This is a genomic window from Thainema salinarum CENA647, from assembly GCF_057732415.1.
Genome location: NZ_JBYJZJ010000022.1, coordinates 4,032,599 through 4,053,410 on the forward strand (window position 1 = coordinate 4,032,599; position 20,812 = coordinate 4,053,410).

Below are 20,812 nucleotides of genomic sequence, written 5' to 3' on the forward strand. Positions count from 1 at the left end.
TTCGCTTTTATAGTTATTGCATCAACGCGGGATGAATATATTAAATATCTAGATCTGCAAAATCTAAATGCGAGCCGTAGGTTTCAATAAATTCCCGTCGCGGTGCAACACGGTCACCCATGAGGACAGTGAAAATGCGATCGGCTTCGGCAGCGTCCTCAATCTCTACTCGCTTGATCGTTCGGGTGGCAGGATCCATCGTCGTTTCCCAGAGCTGCTGCGGCATCATTTCACCCAAACCCTTAAATCGCTGAATGTTGTAATTCGCGTTATCGGGAAACTCATTGCGAATCAGGTTATCTAATTCGCGATCGCTATAGCAGTAGTAGTGATTGCGTCCCCGCTCTACTTTATACAAGGGCGGACAAGCAATATAGATATAGCCCTGATCCACTAGTTCTCGCTGATAGCGGTAGAAGAACGTCAGCAGCAGCGTCCGAATGTGGGCACCGTCTACATCCGCGTCGGTCATGATGATGATCCGGTGGTAGCGCAGTTGGGTCGAGTCAAACTCTTCCCCTTTGATACCCAAGCCCAGAGCTGTAATCAGCGCCTGAATCTCAGTGTTCTTATAAATCCGAGCATCATCGGTTTTCTCAATGTTGAGAATTTTACCCCGCAGCGGCAAAATCGCCTGAAATCTGCGATCGCGACCTTGCTTGGCGGAACCGCCCGCTGAATCCCCCTCAACGATGAAAATCTCAGATTCAGATGGATCACGAGAACTACAGTCAGCCAGCTTACCGGGTAGCGTAGAGGATTCGAGCACCGACTTACGGCGCACCAGTTCCCGCGCCCGTCGAGCCGCTTCTGCTGCGTTGAATGCTTGAATCGCTTTTTCGATCACTGAATCAGCAACGCTAGGACGAAATTCCAAATACTCCGTCAGCGTCTCGCCAACTAGAGAATCGACAATGCCGCGTACCTCAGTGTTGCCCAGCTTAGTTTTCGTCTGACCTTCAAATTCAGGGTCGGGCACCTTAACGGAGATTACACCCGTCAGACCTTCCCGTACGTTTTCGCCACCCAGGTTGGAATCGCTGTCTTTCAGCTTATTCCGCTTGCGGGCGATCACATTCATCGTTCGGGTCAAGACTGTTTTTAACCCTTCCAGGTGGGTACCGCCATCAATCGTCCGAATATTGTTGGCAAAGCCCAGCAGGTTATCGTTGTAGGCATCGGAACACCACTGTAGCGCCACCTCAACCTGGACATTATCCCGCTCACCCTGCACGAAAATAATTTCGTCATGAATCGGTTGCTTGTCCACATTCATGTAAGCGACATATTCGCGAATGCCCCCCTCATAGTGGAAGGTGTCGCTGCGCTCGGTTTCCTTGCGCTGATCGGTGATCGTGATATTGACGCCAGCGTTCAGATAGGCCAGCTCTCGCAGTCGTCCAGCCAGTGTGGCATAATCAAACTCTGTGCCAACTGTAAAAATTTGGGCATCTGGCTTAAAGATAACCGTCGTGCCTGTCTTGCCATTGGCGCCCGGTTGCGCTTTTAAGTCGCCTTGGGGAACGCCGCGCTCATAGCGTTGGGTAAAGCGCTTACTGTCACGGGCAACTTCCACTTCCACCCATTCAGACAGGGCGTTCACAACGGAGATGCCGACACCGTGCAAACCGCCGGATACTTTATAGCCACCGCCACCGAACTTGCCGCCTGCGTGCAGCACGGTCATGACGGTTTCCAAGGCTGATTTGCCCGTGCGGGGATGGATGTCGGTCGGAATACCGCGACCGTCATCGCTGACAAAAACTGAACCATCCGGCTGAAGCGTGACCTGGATATTCGTACAAAACCCGGCTAATGCCTCATCGACGGAATTATCAACGACCTCGTACACTAGGTGGTGGAGACCGCGTGATCCCGTACTACCGATATACATGCCGGGTCGTTTGCGTACAGGTTCAAGCCCTTCTAAAACCTGAATCTGATCCGCACCGTAATCTGTTGCCATGTATGAAGCGCTCCTGTAACGGTCTTTAAGCCTCGTAAGCCGTCAAATAACAAATCTATCAAAATTTTAGCACAAACTGGCTTGAAAGCGTTCCTAGCCTATGCTGGAATCGAGTTTTGAAAGAGGGTATATCAAATAATATTTAACGAATCATTAATTAATAGTGATAGCGGCTAAACGAGAAATGAAACCAGTCTTGAATAATACAATTGTACCATTTTTGCTGGTCATCTGTGGGCCAACAGCAACGGGTAAGACCGGGCTTTCACTAGCAATCGCAGATCGCCTGACGGCCAACCAGCAACCAGCGGTCATCCTCAGCGCTGACTCTCGCCAAGTGTATCGCCACTTTGATATCGGTACTGCCAAACCTGCGATCGCAGATCAGCAACACGTCCCTCACTACCTGATTGACATCTGTGAGCCAACAGCGACTCTAACGTTAGCGGAATATCAGCAAGATGCTCAACATTTAATTGCAAAGTTTCATGCCGAAGGCACCGTTCCCCTGCTGGTCGGTGGCACAGGGCTTTACATCCGTTCTGTGATTTGGGGATTGAAAATTCCTGCCGTGCCCCCCCATCCAGAGTTGCGATCGCAGCTCGCCGACCTCGGCCAACCCTTGTGCCACCAGCTCTTGCAGCAGATTGATCCACTATCCGCTCAGCGCATCCATCCTAACGATCAGGTACGTACCCTGCGCGCCCTGGAAATCTACTACGTCACGGGCCAAACCATGTCCGACCAGCAGGGCGAGAACCCGCCAGATTACCCCATTTTGCAGATTGGCTTAGACTGTTTTGAGCCGGGACGATTGCGCGATCGCATTGAGCAGCGCACCCGCGAGATGATGAAAATGGGTTTTGTAGACGAAGTGAGATCGCTCCAGCAGCGCTTTGGTGCTGATTTGCCGCTCCTAAATACGCTAGGCTATCAGGAAGTTGCTCAGTATCTTGCCGGAGACATTGGTTATAAAGACGCGATTGAGTTAACGGTGCAGCATACGCGTCAGTTTGCCAAGCGCCAGCGCACGTGGTTTCGCGCTGATGATACGATTCACTGGTTTGACTCAGAAGATCCCAATTTAGTTGAACAAGTCTGGACAACGATTCAGGACTTTACGTCTGATGGGCTCTCGGGGTGTCCAGCTGCCGCTCAGCTCCCTACTCCACACTGCGGGGACGACCATCGGGTTTAGCGGCTGGAATCAGCGGTTTAATATTCTCCATCCTTATTTAAACATCGTCTAAACTGGCATATTTTGATGACAAGAGCCACAGCGCCAGGCAAGTTTTCCTAAATGAATATGGCGCAACAAAACATCAGAACAGCAAAGACAAACATGCCTATTTGTCATTGATCCATGAGCTGCTGGCAGAACAGCCTGTGACTGTAGGCGAGTCAAAACTTGCATTAAATTTATACTAATCTCGTGAGTATTTTATGTTCAATTAATTAACCATCACACCATCTTTAATTTTTTAGAAAAAAGATATTTAGCCATCACTCATCAAGAGTAATCAGCTTATTCTTATTCAATCTCTTAATTCAATGAATTGATGTAGGCTATCTGGATCAACATAATGACATGTCGCATCATCCAGACAAATGAGTGCCCAACCAAATTTGTCTACTCGAATCAGCTTATAGAGTGCATCTTGTACAAATGTCCCTCTATGATTTCGAGTGTTGGCTTCAACTTCAATGTTGTAGATATTATTAGCAATCATTTTAATTTTCCTTGTGAAGGCGAAATTCGCCAAGAATCAATCGATTTTGAATCAATACTGAATTAAATAAAAATCCCAAACAAACAAAACGTAAACTAACGAAACTCAATTTCATTTGTTGATTTTTTAACTAACTTAATCTTATCTTTAAAATCAGAAACATTTCATCAACTTATATGAAGCGCTATCGCAGAGTTATTCGAGCGACAGAACAGTAAAGAGAGCAAGATTATAAAATTGGAGTTTTCAGTAAGGTCATCAATGCCAGATAGCTTGTCTCTTCAAATGCCTATCTTAGAGTGGTTCCAGCGCCAGAGCTGGCAGCCGCTACCGTTTCAATTAGCCGCATGGCAGGCATACTGGCAGGGACACAGCGGCTTAATTCAAGTTCCCACTGGATCAGGTAAAACCTACGCCTCGGTCATGGGTGCGATCGCAGAAATTCTCTCCCAGCCAGAGAACCCAAAAGGCTTGCAGATCCTCTACATCACACCGCTGCGGGCGCTGTCGCGGGACATTGAGCAGGCCATCCGCCGACCGATTGAGGAGATGGGCTGGGGCTTACAGGTGGAGTCGCGCACCGGGGACACCAGCTCCTCACGTAAATCGCGCCAGTTAAAGCACATGCCGCATATCCTGATCACGACGCCGGAATCGCTGACGGTGATGCTGTCTTATAAGGGTGCAGATCAGCTCTTCAAATCCTTACGGGCTGTGGTGTTAGACGAATGGCATGAACTGCTCAGTTCCAAACGGGGCACTCAGGCAGAGCTGTGTATGTCGCAGCTAAAGCTGATTCAGCCGCAGGTGAAAATTTGGGCCGTGTCGGCCACTCTGGGTAATTTGGAGGAAGCTGCTCAGGCCGCAATTGGCACTGATCGGCAACCGCAGATTATTCAGTCCAACATCAAACGAGAAACGGTAATCCGCAGCGTTCTGCCAGAGTCAGTTGATAGTTTCCCCTGGGCCGGACATCTGGGTTTGCGGCTGTTTGAGGAGTTGGTCGCAGCGCTGGATATCAACAAGTCCACGCTGATTTTCACCAATACGAGATCGCAGGCGGAACGCTGGTATCAAGCGTTGGAATATGCCCTGCCGGAAATGTGCGATCGCATTGCCCTGCACCACGGTTCCATCGACGTGCAGAACCGGGCGGCGATTGAAGCTGGGGTGAAGTCCGGCGAGATTAAGTGGGTGGTGTGTACGTCCTCACTGGATCTGGGCGTCGATTTTCAGCCCGTGGAGCGGGTGGTGCAGATTGGCAGTGCTAAGAATGTGGCGCGTCTGCTGCAACGGGCAGGGCGCTCTGCTCACGTACCAGAAGGCACGGCAGAAATTTTCTTCTTGCCTACAAATGCGCTGGAACTCCTGGAAATCTCAGCGATTCGACGGGCACTTAAAGCCGGAGCAATTGAAAATCGGCGGCCTCGGCGCAAGCCCTATGACGTGCTGCTTCAGCATTTAGTGACCCTCGCTTGTGGGGATGGCTTTGAGCCAGAGCAAACGCTAGCTACAGTTCGCAAAACCATAGCCTATCAGGATTTAACGGAACAGGAGTTTAGCTGGATGCTAGATTTCCTGGCAAACGGTGGGCGCTGTCTTCATGCCTATCCTCGCTATCGCAAGCTAGTTCAGGTAGACGGGCGCTATCAGGTCACGGACGCCCAAATTACCAAGATGCACCGGATGAGCATCGGCACCATTAGCTCGAATCAGGTGGTGTATTTGAATTACTTGAAAGGTAAACGCATTGGCACCGTTGAGGAGGGTTTTGTCTCCAAATTGAAGAAAGGCGACGTGTTTTTCTTTGCCGGACGACAGCTTGAGTTTTTCATGATGAAAGATATGGTGGCCTATGTTAGGAACTCCACCAAAAAGTCTACGGTGACACCGAGCTGGGGCGGTGGCAATTTAGCGATATCGGACAATCTGAGCCGCTATTTACGAGCAGAAATTCAGCGGGCGGTTCAGCTTAAACGGCGCAATGACGAATTAACGTGCGTACAGCCACTGATCAGAATTCAGGACAAATTATCCAGAGTGCCAGCCGATGATGAACTGCTGATTGAAACCTGCAAAACCCGCGAGGGCGAGCATTTATACGTGTATCCCTTTGAAGGTCGGTTTGTACATGAGGGATTAGGTTTCCTATGGAGTTATCGGTTCGCCAATCAAAAGCAGGCCACGTTTACGGTTTCAGTAAACGACTACGGATTTGAGATCCTAGCGCCCAAAGGTTATCCCTTTCAAGAATTATTTAGCGCTGCCTTTTTTGAAACTGATAACTTACTTGCCGATTTAGAAGCTGGCTTAAATATTTCAGAACTAATGCAGCGCAAATTTCGCGGCATTTCTCAAGTTGCAGGTTTAGTTTTTAAGGGCTATCCCTCTAGCCGCAAAACGGCAGGACAACTACAAATTAGCTCATCGCTAATTTATGACGTATTCTCCAAATATGAATCGGATAATCTGCTGCTGCAACAGGCCAAACAAGAAGTTTTGCAAGAACAGCTAGAGTGCGATCGCATTTCGCAAACGCTGCACCGTCTCAGTCAGCTCTCGGTCGTGTGGCAGAAAACCCAGCGACCATCGCCCTTTGCTTTTCCGCTCCTGGTCGAGCGACTGGGCGCACGGCTGTCCAACGAAAGCCTGATGGATCGAATTGAGCGACTGAAGCAACAGTGGGAAGTCGTGTAATTCACCGCACCTTGATTCCCTTCATCGGCATTACGTTGCGGCTCTAATCTAACGCTGGATATTGGCTCAGGCATGGAGCTGTTTCGGCGAAACCTGCGTGACCAGCGCCGTGATCTCTTGAAAAGCTGACTGCATGCCCCGTTCTGCCGTTTCAGAAGTTTGACAGCCATCGCCAAATTCGGTCGCCGGCCCTTCCAGCCACCAGGCTTGCGGATGATGACCATATACGGAATGAGTCAGCGCCAACAGCGATCGCGGATCGCAGGAATGGCCAGAGCAGGGCACAGATGATCCCGTCGTTTCACTGCCCACTGCATTCAGCGGCTTCACCCTAATTTGATCAGTAGAGGGCATTTTGCAGGCATCCACAAAAATCGCATAGTCAGCCTCGGCCAGTTTGCTAGAGAGTTCTGGCGTGAGTCGAGTCACGGCATAAGCTTTAATACCCGGCAGGTTTAAGGTTTCGACTAACCTGGCCAGTTCCGGCCCAATGCCATCATCACCGTGCTGCTGATTGCCATAGCCAATTAGTACAACGTTAAAAGCTGAGGACTGTGTAGAGGTTGTCATGCTGGTTCCTCCTTGTATGTAGGGATTCCTTATGTGTAAGGGTTAAGGAGAGAGGTTTCTATGTTTAAACCTACTGGTGCGTCAACAAATAGATGACGGCCAGCTAAAGTAAGAAAAACACCTCTTACTTTCGGTCATGGTCAAGAAATACATCGTGGATTTGAGTGCTGAAGAACGGACTTACTTAGAACAGTTCGCGACAACGGGCCGTCGCGCGGCGGATCACATTACCCGTGCGCGCATTCTGCTCAAAGCCGACTGCAATCAACCCAACGGCAGTTGGTCAGATCAGGCGATTGCGACGGCCCTCGACGTCGGGGTTCGCACGGTCGAACGCGTCCGCCGTCGCTTTGTGGAGTTCGGGCTGGAGGCATCATTAGTGCGACGCACCGGGGGTGGACGCAAACCAAGCTGCTTGAATGGCGAACAAGAAGCCCATTTGATTGCCTTGGTCTGTAGTGAGGCTCCGGCGGGTCAGGCACGGTGGACATTGCGCTTGCTGGCAAGTCACATGGTGCAACTCGGCCATGTTGAGAGCGTGAGTCATGAAACCATTCGGCAAACGCTGAAAAAAACGAATTACAGCCTTGGAAACAAGACTGCTGGGTAATTCCGCCAGAACAGAATGCCGAATTTGTCTGCCAAATGGAATCCGTGCTGGAAGTTTACCAGCGCCGCTATCACCCTGACTTCCCCATCATCTGCCTTGACGAAGCGATGAAACAGCTCGTCAAAGAAACCGTCGCACCAGTGCCGGCACAACCGGGACAGCCACAGCGACAGGATTTTCAATATGAGCGCAACGGCACCGCCAATCTATTCATGTTATGTGAACCGATAGCGGGGTGGCGACACGTTGAGGTGACGCGACAGCGCACCGCTGTTGATTATGCTCATTTGCTCAAAGATGTTGTCGATCTGCATTATCCCGATGCCCTGCTCATCACGGTGGTGCAAGACAATCTCAACACCCATACACCCGCCTCTCTCTACAAAGCCTTTGAACCGGCCGAGGCGCGTCGCATTCTCAATCGCCTGGAATTTTGCTATACCCCTAAGCACGGCAGTTGGTTGAATATGGCCGAGATTGAGTTGAGCATTCTGGCTCGTCAATGTTTAGACCGACGCATCGCTGAATTTGAACCCCTGCAACGTGAAGTTTCAGCCTGGGTAGAGACCCGCAATCAGCAGCAAACGTGGATTGATTGGCGCTTCACCACCGAGGACGCACGCATTAAGTTGAAACGACTTTACCCGTCAATTAATTCTTGACTAACCACTACTGCGATTTGCGGTGTGACATCTAGATTTAGCTCAAAAAGCTAAGAAAATATACTCAGGCTAGTCCGATTGAGATTGAATAAGGAGATGGGTTATAGCCCATCTCCTTATTCAGTTAGGAGCGTGAATTGAATAAATCCGCAAACTGTAGAGGCGGGTTTAGTAGACCAATCTGCACCGTGTCATCGATTTGACGGCAAAACCCGCCCCTACTCAAATCGAACGCTTAATCGTTTACCGCACAGGAATCAAATCCTGGCCATTTCCAGTTCGTATACTCATCTTTATCTTTACCGTATTCATGGGCATAGGTAAGGCATTCGATGATGTTGTTTTTCATGCGCTCCTTCACATGGGCAGCGGCTGATCCCAGTTTTGGCACGCGGTTAATCACATCAATAACCAAATTGAACCGATCAATCTGGTTATTGATCGCCAGCTCTAGCGGCGTGTTGATATTGCCCACTTCCTTGTAACCGCGAACGTGAATCCGATCTTGATTGGCGCGACGATACACCAGCTTGTGAATCAGCCAGGGATAGCCGTGGAAGTTAAAGATCACGGGCTTATCGGTGGTGAACAGAGAGTTGAAATCCCAATCGGATAAGCCGTGGGGATGCTCTCCTTCAGACACCAGCTTGAACAAATCGACGACGTTAATAAAGCGGATTTTGAGATAGGGAAACTCCTCCCGCAGAATCGCCGTTGCAGCCAGAGACTCCATCGTTGGAATGTCACCGCAGCAGGCCATGATCACATCAGGAATATCCGGTTCTGTGCCGCAGTCGTCGTTGCTGGCCCAGTCCCAAATGCCGATGCCCTTGGTGCAGTGCTTCACCGCCTCATCCATTGTCAGATATTGCAGGTGCTTCTGCTTGTCGGAAATGATCACGTTGATGTAGTCCACGCTGCGGAAACAGTGATCGGCAACGGACAGCAAGCAGTTAGCATCCGGTGGGAAGTAAACCCGCACCACGTCTGGATTTTTATTGGTCACCAAGTCGATGTAGCCCGGATCTTGGTGGCTGAATCCGTTGTGATCTTGCCGCCACACTAGGGACGACAGCAGGATATTCAGTGATGAAATCGAGCGCCGCCAGGGAACGTGATGCTTACAGATATCCAGCCACTTAGCGTGCTGGTTAAACATGGAATCCACTACATGGGCAAACGCTTCGTAGGTATGGAATAGACCATGCCGTCCGGTGAGGAGGTAACCCTCAAGCCAGCCCTGGAGCGTATGCTCACTCAGCATTTCCATCACCCGACCATCGCGCGACAGTTCGCTGCCGTCCAGGTCTTCGGGATACATGTCAGCCATCCAGGCTTTCTTGGATACTTCATAAACCGCCTGGAGACGATTCGATGCCGTTTCATCCGGCCCCATCAGGCGGAAGTTATTGGGATTGTCCCGCATGATATCCCGCATCAGGAGGCCCAGCACCATGGTGTTTTCGAACATCACCGTACCGGGCTGCGGAATTGCGATCGCATAATCACGGAAGTTCGGCATGTGTAAATCACGCCGCCGCAGCCCACCATTGGCTTGAGGATTGGCGCTCATCCGCCGATTGCCTTCAGGGGCAAGCGCTTTTAGCTCTGGGATGAGAGTCCCGTTTGCATCAAACAGCTCTTCCGGTTTGTATCTGCGCATCCAGGCTTCCAGCATTTGCAGATGCTCGGGGTTGCTGTGCATATTGCCCATTGGCACCTGGTGCGATCGCCAAAATCCTTCGACTTTGTGCCCATCGACTTCCTCTGGGCCAGTCCAACCTTTGGGTGTCCGCAGGATAATCATCGGCCAGCGGGGACGTTCAATATTGCCGTTGATCCGAGCTTCCCGCTGAACCTCTCGAATGTGGGTAATGCACTCTTCCATGACAGCCGCCATTTTCTGGTGCATGTCAGCCGGATCGCTGCCTTCCACGACATAGGGCGTATAGCCATAGCCTCTAAATAGATATTCCAGTTCTTCGGAGGAAATGCGGGCCAGGATCGTGGGATTGGCGATCTTGTAGCCGTTCAGGTTTAGGACTGGCAGGACAGCACCATCTCGCGCGGGATTGATGAACTTGTTAGAGTGCCAAGCCGTCGCGAGCGGACCGGTTTCGGCCTCGCCATCACCCACAACACAGGTAGCAATTAGATCGGGATTGTCTAACACCGCACCATAGGCGTGGGACAGACTGTATCCCAGTTCCCCCCCTTCATGGATCGAGCCAGGGGTTTCCGGTGTAACGTGGCTACCAATGTGACCGGGGAAGGAAAACTGCTTGAAAAACTGCTGCATTCCCTCCGCGTCTTGGTTGTTGGTAGGATAAATTTCTGAATATGTGCCCTCCAGATAGACTGGGCCAAGTACACCCGGTGCGCCATGACCCGGCCCAGCCAGAAAAATCATGTCCAGGTCGTACTTCTTGATCAGGCGGTTGCAATGAATGTAGGTAAAACTGAGAGCCGGTGATGATCCCCAGTGACCCAGTAGACGGTACTTGACGTGCTCCGGCTTGATTGGCTCTCGCAGCAACGGATTATCCTTTAGATAAATCATGCCGACAGCAAGATAGTTGCAGGCACGCCAGTAGGCATGAATCTTTTGTAGTTCGTCATCTGATAACGGCTTGGTTTGTGGTGAAGGGGCTACTACCATACGTGGCTTCCAGATTTTAATGACATCAAATTGAGAATTTTTGATTATTTAAGGATTGGGATCACAGCTTGATCGCTAGTCATGTTTGCCCCCAGTCTGATTATTCAGACGAAAGCCAACATCTACCCTAGAGTTTAAATTGGCTCAATTTATCTCATCGCTGGCATTGAACAGCAAGTCGATATAGAGATATAGAGCTGATAAACCTTAACACGGTGGAATTAAGGCTTCATAATCACTCTAATGCTCAACATTATTTGTACCTGTAGGCTGTTATTCCATTTGTAGTTACTTAATGCTTTTTTAATGGCTTAAGTAACTTATGTAGGATTGCCAACTAATTCGATAGCCTCTTTGTCTTGCCTGATACTAATTCGCCCACGTTGCCCCATCGGCCTCAAATTACCATTGCCTGCGGCAGTTCTGCTGGTTCTATATCATCTTCAATGATGGGTACAACAAGTAACGTTAATCCTTGTCGTCCAACTACTTCAACAAGCTCACCCGGTTGGCAACAAATGGCGTGCGACTGAGCAAACTTTGCGGGCCAAGACGTGCCTTGAAAATAAATGCGACCGGGATATTTGCCTGAAATTAACTGCTCTACCCGTCCTTGCCCTGCGAACGGATTGAAATCTGGACTGTCAAACAATTTTGCCCACCGAAACATATTGAACCCATGCCTCAAATCTGGTGTTGATATTAAATCGATGGCAGATACACCAACTTGAGATCCAAACCCATGTGACATTCGCTACTTGAATGTCGTTTGACGCACTTCTGAATAGGACTAAAAATAGATTTGGACGGTTCCAGCTTTTTGCTACTTATGGGCAGTTTAACAATTGTCCTAGGGCGTGAGATCCGCGATATCTGCGATCGCAACTCCAAGAATTAACAAATGTAGTTTCTCTTTAACGACCGCTACACAGAAAAAACAGTAGAAATACAAGAGCGGATTAAAAGCTTTGATAAATCCTCTGTGTTTTCACTAGATTTCTTCGATGCTAAGTATCGCATCGAACATTAGAATTAATGCAACTACAGAGTGAGATGACTAATTGTTTAATCTCCGCAATAATGCATTGATACTATCGAGCCAGACTGATAGTATCTGTGAACTAGATAAAGCGGTTTCGACTCAGAAACTCCATTGTCTGGTGGGGGTATTTTAATCATGATTTTGGGTCGTATGCGTTGGTGTACCGAACCCCAAATCATGACTCTTGAAAGACTACCCGCTATCTTCCTAAAACACACCTGGCCTGATATTTGCCCTGACGGCCTGACCAGATGGCGTTAGAATCATTAAGAACTTTTGACCTCTGCGATCGCAACCTCTGGTATGTCCCAACCTGTTGATCTGTCTGATTCGCTGCCAGCCCGATCTGCCCACAACGGCAATGGCAAAGCTTCGATTGCCAATCCGCAAAATACCATTCGGATTCGGGGGGCGCGGCAGCATAATCTGAAGAACATCGATCTTGATTTACCGCGCGATCAGCTGATTGTCCTGACCGGGGTGTCGGGTTCGGGTAAGTCTTCGCTGGCGTTTGATACGATTTTTGCCGAGGGACAGCGCCGCTACGTGGAATCCCTCAGCGCCTACGCCCGCCAGTTTTTAGGCCAGGTAGACAAACCTGACGTGGATGCGATCGAGGGTTTGAGTCCCGCGATTTCGATTGACCAAAAATCTACGTCACACAACCCCCGCTCCACGGTGGGAACAGTGACGGAAATCTATGACTATCTGCGACTGCTGTTTGGTCGAGCAGGTGAACCCCACTGTCCAGAGTGCGATCGCTCCATTGCGCCCCAAACCATCGATCAGATGGTGGACATCATCTCCGAACTCCCCGAACGGACGCGGTTTCAAATTCTCGCGCCAGTGGTGCGAGGCAAGAAAGGCACGCATAAGAAATTGCTGTCCGGCCTAACCGCTGAGGGCTTTGTGCGGGTGCGGGTCGATGGCGAAGTGATAGATCTGAGCGACAACATCGAGCTGAATAAGAACCACTTCCACGATATTGAGGTGGTCGTGGATCGCTTGGTGATGAAAGAGGGGCTGCAAGAGCGCCTAGTGGACTCGCTGTCTACTGCCCTGCGTCGCGCCGACGGAATTGCCATTGTCGATCTTGTTGCCACACCGGATAACGTGGTAGCCCTGCCCGTTCAGAAAGCGGATACCACCAACGGTAGTGCCTCCCTGCGAGCGGCGGAAAAAGGTGGTCAATATGGTCAAACCGCTACCGCTGAGCCAGAAGCTTTGCCCAAAGAACTGGTCTTTTCTGAAAACTTTGCCTGTCCCGAACATGGCGCAGTCATGGAAGAACTGTCGCCGCGTCTGTTCTCCTTCAACTCGCCCTATGGTGCCTGCCCCAACTGTCACGGTTTAGGCAATCTGCCCACGTTCTCGCCCGATTTGGTAGTGCCCGATCCGTCGCTGCCTGTTTATGCTGCGATCGCACCTTGGTCAGAGAAGGATAACACCTACTATTTCTCACTGCTTTTTAGTGTCGGCCAAGCGTTGGGCTTTGAAATCCAGTCAGCCTGGGATAGCCTCACCCCCGAACAGCAGCACACGGTGCTTTGGGGAACCAAGCATGAAATTTATATTGAGACGGACTCGCGCTATCGCGATAAGAAGGGCTACCACCGCCGCTACGAAGGCGTGATCCCCCTGCTGGAGCGGCAGTATCACGAAACCACGTCCGATACCTATAAACAAAAGCTGGAGAAATATCTGGTCAGCCAGCCTTGCGAGGTCTGCCACGGCAATCGCCTCAAGCCCGAATCTTTAGCAGTACGAATTGGTCAATATACCGTCACTCAGTTCACGGGCGTTTCGATTCGCGAATGTCTGGAACGAATCGAAAATGTGCAACTCACGCCCCGGCAGGCGCAGATTGGCGATTTGGTTCTGAAAGAAATCAAGGCGCGATTACGGTTTCTGCTGGATGTGGGACTCGACTATCTCACCCTCGATCGACCCGCCATGACCCTCTCCGGTGGTGAAGCGCAGCGGATTCGGCTGGCAACCCAGATTGGTTCCGGTTTAACGGGGGTTCTCTACGTGCTGGACGAGCCGAGCATTGGTCTGCACCAGCGGGACAATGGGCGACTGCTTAATACCCTAACTAAACTGCGGGATCTGGGTAATACACTGATCGTCGTGGAGCATGATGAAGACACTATGCAGGCGGCTGATTACCTAGTCGATATTGGCCCTGGTGCGGGCATCCACGGCGGCAGCATTGTCGCCCAAGGCGGCATTGAGGACATCAAAAAGTCAAAAGCATCCATGACGGGGGCTTACTTATCGGGACGACTTGGCATTGCTACTCCGGCGGAACGGCGGGCGGGCAACGGTCGCAGCCTCACCCTATGCAGTGCAACGCGCAATAACTTGAAAGAAATTACGGTCAAGATTCCGCTGGGCAAGCTGGTTTGCGTGACGGGCGTGTCCGGCTCCGGCAAGTCAACCCTGGTCAACGAATTACTCTATCAGGGCTTGCGCCATCACTTTGGCCACAAGGTTCCCTTTCCCAAAGACCTGAAGGAAATCAAAGGACTAAAATCACTCGATAAAGCGATCGTGATTGACCAGTCGCCGATTGGCCGTACGCCCCGCTCCAATCCAGCTACCTATACCGGCATCTTTGACGTGATTCGGACGCTGTTTGCGGAAACCGTAGAAGCAAAAGCGCGAGGTTACAAACCGGGACAGTTCTCGTTCAACGTCAAAGGCGGACGCTGTGAAGCCTGCGGTGGCCAAGGCGTGAACGTGATTGAGATGAACTTTTTGCCGGACGTGTACGTGCAGTGCGAGGTCTGCAAAGGCGCGCGCTACAACCGCGAAACCCTGCAGGTCAAGTATAAGGGTAAAAATATCTCCGATGTGCTCAATATGACCGCTGAGGAAGCGCTGGACTTTTTCCAGAATATTCCCAAGGCCGCTTCCCGTCTGCAAACGCTGGTTGATGTGGGACTAGGCTACGTGCGTTTAGGCCAAACCGCCCCCACCCTTTCCGGTGGAGAAGCCCAGCGGATGAAGCTGGCTTCTGAACTGTCCCGCCGCGCCACAGGCAAAACCCTTTACCTGATTGACGAGCCGACGACTGGTCTCTCGTTCTACGATGTTCACAAGCTACTGGATGTCGTGCAGCGGCTGGTGGACAAGGGTAACTCAGTGCTAATGATTGAGCACAATCTAGATGTGATTCGCTGTGCCGACTGGCTGATTGACCTGGGGCCAGAAGGCGGCAACCGAGGCGGCGAGGTGATTGCCGAGGGCACACCGGAAGAAGTGGCAAACTGCAATCGCTCTTACACGGGTCAATACCTCAAGCCTGTGCTGGAACAGCATCCACCAATGGCATCATCGGCCTAAATGTCTTCACCACGTGTTTCGCAATGTAGGGGCGGGTCTAGCCAATCACGCCTAGATGTGACTCAAACGTTTCGTCAAGACCCGCCCCTTGTATATGAGGGAAGATAAAAGACAAGGAAACCCCAGACGAAGTAGTGACTCTGGACCCGCCCCTGAGCGAATAGCTCGCGAGGTAGATTATAGTAGCCTGCGATGGAGTTTTCCTTGTCTCTTCCCTGCTTATCGACGAATCTGAACCCAGTATCAAGGGGACTGTCAGTAGAACAGCCACCCCGCATTGAACAAGGACAGTATCGTTGGATGGAGGGTTAACGGTTGAGGAACGAGTGATGAATCAGACTGGCTTGCCGATTCTCGGCATTGACGTGAGCAAAGCGAAATTGCATGTGGCCCTGCAAGTGGATGGTCAGCATCGGCCTAAACGCAAAGTGGTGACCAACAATCTAGCGGGCTACCAGCAGTTGAGTGAGTGGTTGGAGCGACAAGGAATTGAGCGGGTGCATGGTTGCCTGGAAGCGACCAACACCTATGGACAGGGAGTGGCGACCTACCTGTATGAGCAAGGCCATCAAGTGAGCATCATCAACCCCCTGTGCGTCAGTGGGTTTGCCCAGAGTGAATTGCAACGCAGCAAAACCGATGGAGCTGATGCCGCTCTGATTGCTCAGTTTGGCTGGCAAAAGCGTCCGGCCCCGTGGACACCACCGCCCGCTGAACTGGAGCAGTTGCAAGCGCTGAGTCGTCGCTTAGAAGACCTGCAGCAGATGATCACTCAGGAACGCAATCGGCTCGATACGGTGCATGAGGCGCTGCGCGAGGAGATTAAGTCTCATCTGCGCTTTCTCCATCAACAGGTCGATGCCCTAAAAAAGTCTATCCAGGAGCATCTTCAGCGCCACCCAGCGCTGGCCGCTGAGGTGAAACGCTTAGAGACCATTGTAGGCATTGGGGCTCTCTCTGCAGCCTGTATTCGAGCTGAAATTGGTTCGCTTGAGCGCTTTCGTTCTGCTCGGCAACTCGCTGCTTTCAGTGGCCTTACTCCTCAAGAGCATCAGTCTGGCACCTCCGTGTGTGGCAAGGTGCGCCTCTCTAAACTGGGCAATGCTCACTTGCGCCATCACCTCTATTTCCCCGCTTTAGTTGCGATTCGTCGCTCCACAGCGATCGCACACTGGCGCTCTGAGCTTCTCGCTCGCGGTAAAACCAAGATGCAAGTCGTCGGCGCGGTCATGCACAAACTGCTTCGCATCTGTTTTGCTGTTCTCAAGTCGGGCCAATCCTTTGACCCAGCTTTGCTGGGCCAACGTTCTTGACTTCAGCTAGACAAAACAGTATCTACAAAATCATCGCAACCAATTCGATAGATCCCGCTGGAGTAAATCCTGGGTTTTCAAAATGTCGTCTCGATAGATCTCAATGAGCTGCTGGCGATGTTCCGGTTGTAGCGTGGGGCGAGAGAGATTTTGTTTGATCAAGCGCGATCGCAGATTTTGACGAGCGTCTACGGGTAAAAACAGCTTCAGAACCGTAGCGGCTGCACTGCGGAGGGGATTCTTTTCTTTAAGTAATCGGTAAAGTGCTGCATTTTTTGGTGCGCCAGATACGTTGTGTCGCTTTTCCGTATCGGGCTTGAAATTTGGATCAACACCAATAAACGTGAACAGATCCTGCATTAGTGCATCAGAATCTTTGACCAGATCATCAAATAAATAAATCTTGATTTGCTCTGTTGGAAAACGGTCGTAGTAGCGCTTCAACTGCTCGTAATAAAAGCCAATTTGTACGAAATAGCCGTCTTTTTTAACAAAGTGCTCAAAATCTAAAGGCTTGTTACCTGCCTCATCCATGACTGACGGATGTAAGTTCCGCACATGAAAGAGATAGTCTGAAAATGCTCGCTCTGCCGGATGCCGCAAAATCGCAATCAGTTTAGCATTTGGCACGTAGTGATGAATGCGCTCAGCCGCTTTAGGCCGAAATAAATAAATACTGGAAACTTCGCCGATGACTTGATCAGTTGGAGCTGATGCAAACATCGTTTTGTACGTCTCAAAATCGGTGACGCCTTCCCGATCTGGTTCACCTTCAAATGCGAAAAAGTACAGCTCTTTGGTTGTGGGCAAAAAGATTTGTGGATGCTCTTCTAGATAGCGATAAATGGAGGTAGTTCCCCCTTTACCGGCACCTAAAATAATAAAATCAGGAAGTTTCACCATTTTTGCTCTAGTACTATTTGTATTATTTGTAGGTTGGGTTTAGCGTTAGCGTAACCCAACCTTTAAGGATGTGTTGGGTTTTATGCTTCAACCCAACCTATAAGCCTAAAAGCATCTGATAACTGTGAAAATCACGTTTTGATGGCTTTTTTGAGTTGGGATTTCAATCTAGACCACAAGGTAGTTTGAGACTGAAACTGTGGATAGTGATCCGGAATTTCTTCGCCGAGATATCGGTAATGCTGCCAAATCTCCCAGTAGGGACAACCGGATTTGATTTCAATCCCGGCCCAGTGTAAATATTGCAGCGGTTGATTCACGCTTGGATCAAGCAAGCGGTGATCATCTAATGGCTGAAAATGGGGACTGCCAGCCCAGTTACCCGGAGCACCACCGGGACGCTTGACGATATTGAACCGTCGCGGAATTCGCTTCAGCAACATGTAATTAATAATTGGCTGGTCAGAAGTTTTTTGTGAGAAATCAAAGTACTCTGGCTGGCTGGCACATTCAGCAAACACATCATACAGATCTTGCTCAGTCATCAATCCTTTTTTAGACGCCCAGAAGCCGCCGTTGAAGATATCTTGAATTTCTGATTGAGTGAAAATTCCCTGCTCTAAAACAACCGAATTAAACACATTGGTAATGCCGCCCAGATGCTGATAATCGCAACAGAGGAAATCGTATTCACTAAAGTAATTGAGATTATCAATAATCTTTTCAAAAACAACAATATCCGTATCAATATAAAGAAATTCATCAAAGGGGCCAAACCAGCAGGCTTGCTTGCGAAACTGATTGGGACGAGCAAAAAACTGCTCTCCAAAGGTCTGCTGAAGCCGCTGAGAAAGTCGCTGAATAAACTCTAAATCATCATAAACTTCAACCCCGAATCGTTCCCCTAAAACTTGCGCGATCGCACCATAGTTTTCGTCGTAGGGAATCATGATTACGGGCGTATCGGCATCGTAGGTACGAATGCTGTTCAACAGCGCGATCGCATGATCGGTGACGTTGTCGTTGGCGATGATGTAGATACCGCGAGTCATGGTTAGGTCGGGGGTGGATGGGTAGGAGGGTAAGAGGGTAGGAGAGTAGGAGGGTGGATAGGTGAATGGTGATTAGGAGAGTTGAAATTGTTGTTTAAGCTTGCGGAGGCCGCGTTGCCAGCGGTTGGGTGGACGTTGGGGGTGGATTTCGGGGCCGTTGAGGGCAGAACGCTGCTCGGGTTCGTGTAAATAGCGATAGTGCAGAAACAGATCGCGATAGGGGAAAGGGACGTTTTGGTCGGCACAGACGGCTTTGAAAAGTTTAGAGGAAACACCAATGTAGTGCAGATAGGTGAGGCGATGCCCCCGGTCATACAAAACGCGATCGCGTTCTTCAAAGTGGCTGGAGGTGACGCAGCAGCCTGTGCGTTTGTCCAGGGGCGGGGTCTGTGCTAGATTTTGAGCCGGAATACCGAGTCGCATCACCATGTAATTGAGCAGCGTTTGGTCGGGAGCCATCGGGTAGAGAACTTCGGCGTCCTGTTGCAGATAATCCAAGACTTTGGCTCGCTGGTCTGCCGCGAATACCCCTCGTTTTGAACCGTAAAAGCCAGAGCAAAAGATTTCTGTATCCAAACGCGACTGGGGAAAGACCTGTCGCAACTTGGCCGATTCTGCCGCGTACACATGGGTCAAATCCTTGTGCTGAAAGTCATAAACGACCCAGTCCACCTCATCCAGCGCTGCAAAAATGGGGTCAAGCGATCCCATCAGCAGCGTATCTGCATCCATGTAGACAAACCGATCGAATGGCCCATCAAACGCACAGTAGCGGCGATGGGTGCCGACACGGTGGTAGCCGTCGCTGCCTGCCTTTTGCCAAATCTGCCGCGCCGTCGGATGCAAGTCCCACGCCTGCCGCACCCAATCATCCCAAGTTCGCATCGAATCTACGTCATCATAGATTTGCACCTGGGGTCGATCTGCGATCGCAATTCTCAACTGCTCAACCTGATCATCATAGGGATAAATGCAGACGGGCATGTCGCTGCCATAAATCGCCTCAATGCTATTGAGCAGGGCAATCACCTGATCGGCGACGTAGTCATTGGCGAGGGTGCAGATTCCGTCCATAGGAGAGTGGGGGAGTGGGTAGGTAGGAGGGTGGATGGGTGAATGGGTAGGAGAGCTTGGTAGGGTGTGTTAGGCGCTAGCCGTAACGCACCAATTTATTTTTATGAGGTCGTCAAGGTAAAGATAAGGTAGGGGCCATCTACCCATCCACCCATTTACCTCAATGATTGGCGACAAACTCTGAGAGCCAGTTCACCAAGTTGAGCTTGTGCAGGATAATTTGACGGGCTTCTGCGATCGCATCTTTGGCTTCGTACCAGGCATCGGGGGTGGTAGTGATGTCTTGAATGTAGGCAAGTCCTTTTTCATCCAGACTCGGTAAGCGGAGAAAGCTGCCGGGGGGCAGGAGTTTGTCCGCAGCCGCTCCGCCGTAGTAGATGGGTAAACACCAGGACAGCAGAGCATCCCAGAGCTTTTCGCTGACGTACCAATTGTTATCGGCGTAGTTTTCAATCGACAGGTTGTAATAGTAGGGAGCCATGCCGTACCATTTGTTGCCCAGTTCACCGACGGGTTTTGACCAGGCGGGTAGATCGCGTCCATAGAGGTCGAATTCCAGATTGCTGTCTCGCAGTAGCTGTAGGAAAGCGAGCCGATGACGGTGATTTTCGGAGCGGTCAATCCCGGACGTAATCCAGCTACAGGGCTTGATCTTCGGCGGCGGCGGCATTTCATCCAGTTCGCGGAACGGATTGAGGACATACCAGATGGCAGGCATGTAGTCGGGCACGGGCGCAAAATCATCTGGCCCAGAAACGTAGCCGCAGTAGGTTTGGGCTTCGGCATAAAACCGCTTATGCTTCTCGACCACTTCATCTAAAGGTGGTTCACGCAGCAGATACATCGTGCGCTCCTTCGGTACGCCGCGCAGCATAGCCGGATCAAACGTGTCCTTAGACTGCTGGGTAGACTGCCAAAATTTAATGCGATCGCGCCAAGAGGGTTGCGAATTATCTGCCGCAAATTTGACTTGATACATCAGCAAATAATCCGGCTGTGGCGCATTGGCAATCAGTTGAATGTTGCCCCACTGCCCCAAGGGATACGGCGTTTGATGCCACAGCCAGCTCGCATCCTGGGAACGAATGCCGCTATAGCTCGTAATCATGCCAACCGTGGCTCGCGTCATAGTGTGATTCCTGTTAGAGATAACGACGGTTACATGCTGTCTTTAACGTGCCCAAAA

At 50.6% G+C, this 20,812-nt stretch carries 13 protein-coding genes; 5 read left to right on the top strand and 8 right to left on the bottom strand.

Annotation, left to right across the window (positions count from 1 at the left end):
* Nucleotides 1–40: 40 nt before the first annotated feature.
* Entirely contained in the window at nt 41–1,966 is a 1,926-nt protein-coding gene (gyrB, locus tag AC286M_RS24480) for a DNA topoisomerase (ATP-hydrolyzing) subunit B (RefSeq protein WP_488206882.1), read from the bottom strand.
* Between the two features lie 196 nt (nt 1,967–2,162).
* On the opposite strand from gyrB, the gene miaA reads away from it, so the two are divergent.
* Nucleotides 2,163–3,164 (top strand): tRNA (adenosine(37)-N6)-dimethylallyltransferase MiaA, encoded by a 1,002-nt coding sequence (gene miaA, locus AC286M_RS24485; protein WP_488206883.1) that lies wholly within the window; start codon nt 2,163–2,165, stop codon nt 3,162–3,164.
* Nucleotides 3,165–3,957: 793 nt separating this feature from the next.
* Nucleotides 3,958–6,393, top strand: a complete 2,436-nt coding sequence (locus AC286M_RS24490; RefSeq protein ID WP_488206884.1) for a ligase-associated DNA damage response DEXH box helicase — start codon at nt 3,958–3,960, stop codon at nt 6,391–6,393.
* Nucleotides 6,394–6,459: 66 nt separating this feature from the next.
* Here the strand turns inward: AC286M_RS24490 and AC286M_RS24495 are convergent, their stop codons facing one another.
* A complete protein-coding gene (locus AC286M_RS24495) occupies nt 6,460–6,963 on the bottom strand; it encodes a hydrogenase maturation protease (protein WP_488206885.1) in 504 nt (167 codons plus the stop codon).
* Between the two features lie 136 nt (nt 6,964–7,099).
* On the opposite strand from AC286M_RS24495, the gene AC286M_RS24500 reads away from it, so the two are divergent.
* Nucleotides 7,100–8,235, top strand: a protein-coding gene (locus tag AC286M_RS24500; RefSeq protein ID WP_488204529.1) for an IS630 family transposase whose coding sequence is annotated in 2 segments (ribosomal slippage) — nt 7,100–7,532 and nt 7,532–8,235 — 1,137 coding nt in all. Because the reading frame shifts where the segments join, the coding sequence is not laid out codon by codon here.
* A gap of 235 nt (nt 8,236–8,470) precedes the next feature.
* Here AC286M_RS24500 and AC286M_RS24505 read toward each other — a convergent pair.
* Nucleotides 8,471–10,894, bottom strand: a complete 2,424-nt coding sequence (locus tag AC286M_RS24505; protein WP_488206886.1) for a phosphoketolase family protein — start codon at nt 10,892–10,894, stop codon at nt 8,471–8,473.
* Between the two features lie 397 nt (nt 10,895–11,291).
* Nucleotides 11,292–11,564 carry an NfeD family protein gene (locus AC286M_RS24510; protein ID WP_488206887.1) on the bottom strand — a complete coding sequence of 91 codons (273 nt, stop codon included), beginning with the start codon at nt 11,562–11,564 and terminating at the stop codon, nt 11,292–11,294.
* A 675-nt stretch (nt 11,565–12,239) separates the two neighbouring features.
* Here AC286M_RS24510 and uvrA point away from each other — a divergent pair.
* Together uvrA and AC286M_RS24520 are read left to right on the top strand one after the other, a co-directional pair.
* Nucleotides 12,240–15,284: an excinuclease ABC subunit UvrA gene (uvrA, locus tag AC286M_RS24515; RefSeq protein WP_488206888.1), complete on the top strand. Its 3,045-nt coding sequence runs from the start codon at nt 12,240–12,242 to the stop codon at nt 15,282–15,284.
* A gap of 296 nt (nt 15,285–15,580) precedes the next feature.
* On the top strand, nt 15,581–16,597 hold the full coding sequence (locus AC286M_RS24520; RefSeq protein ID WP_488203685.1) for an IS110 family RNA-guided transposase: 1,017 nt from the start codon (nt 15,581–15,583) through the stop codon (nt 16,595–16,597).
* A gap of 30 nt (nt 16,598–16,627) precedes the next feature.
* Here AC286M_RS24520 and AC286M_RS24525 read toward each other — a convergent pair whose 3' ends face one another.
* The 4 genes from AC286M_RS24525 to AC286M_RS24540 form a co-directional block, all read right to left on the bottom strand.
* On the bottom strand, nt 16,628–17,500 hold the full coding sequence (locus AC286M_RS24525; RefSeq protein WP_488206889.1) for a sulfotransferase family protein: 873 nt from the start codon (nt 17,498–17,500) through the stop codon (nt 16,628–16,630).
* 131 nt (nt 17,501–17,631) lie between these two features.
* On the bottom strand, nt 17,632–18,552 hold the full coding sequence (locus AC286M_RS24530) for an Npun_R2821/Npun_R2822 family protein (protein WP_488206890.1): 921 nt from the start codon (nt 18,550–18,552) through the stop codon (nt 17,632–17,634).
* 72 nt (nt 18,553–18,624) lie between these two features.
* Nucleotides 18,625–19,626: an Npun_R2821/Npun_R2822 family protein gene (locus tag AC286M_RS24535; protein WP_488206891.1), complete on the bottom strand. Its 1,002-nt coding sequence runs from the start codon at nt 19,624–19,626 to the stop codon at nt 18,625–18,627.
* A gap of 160 nt (nt 19,627–19,786) precedes the next feature.
* Nucleotides 19,787–20,755, bottom strand: a complete 969-nt coding sequence (locus tag AC286M_RS24540; RefSeq protein ID WP_488206892.1) for a glycosyltransferase family 10 domain-containing protein — start codon at nt 20,753–20,755, stop codon at nt 19,787–19,789.
* Nucleotides 20,756–20,812: the final 57 nt, after the last annotated feature.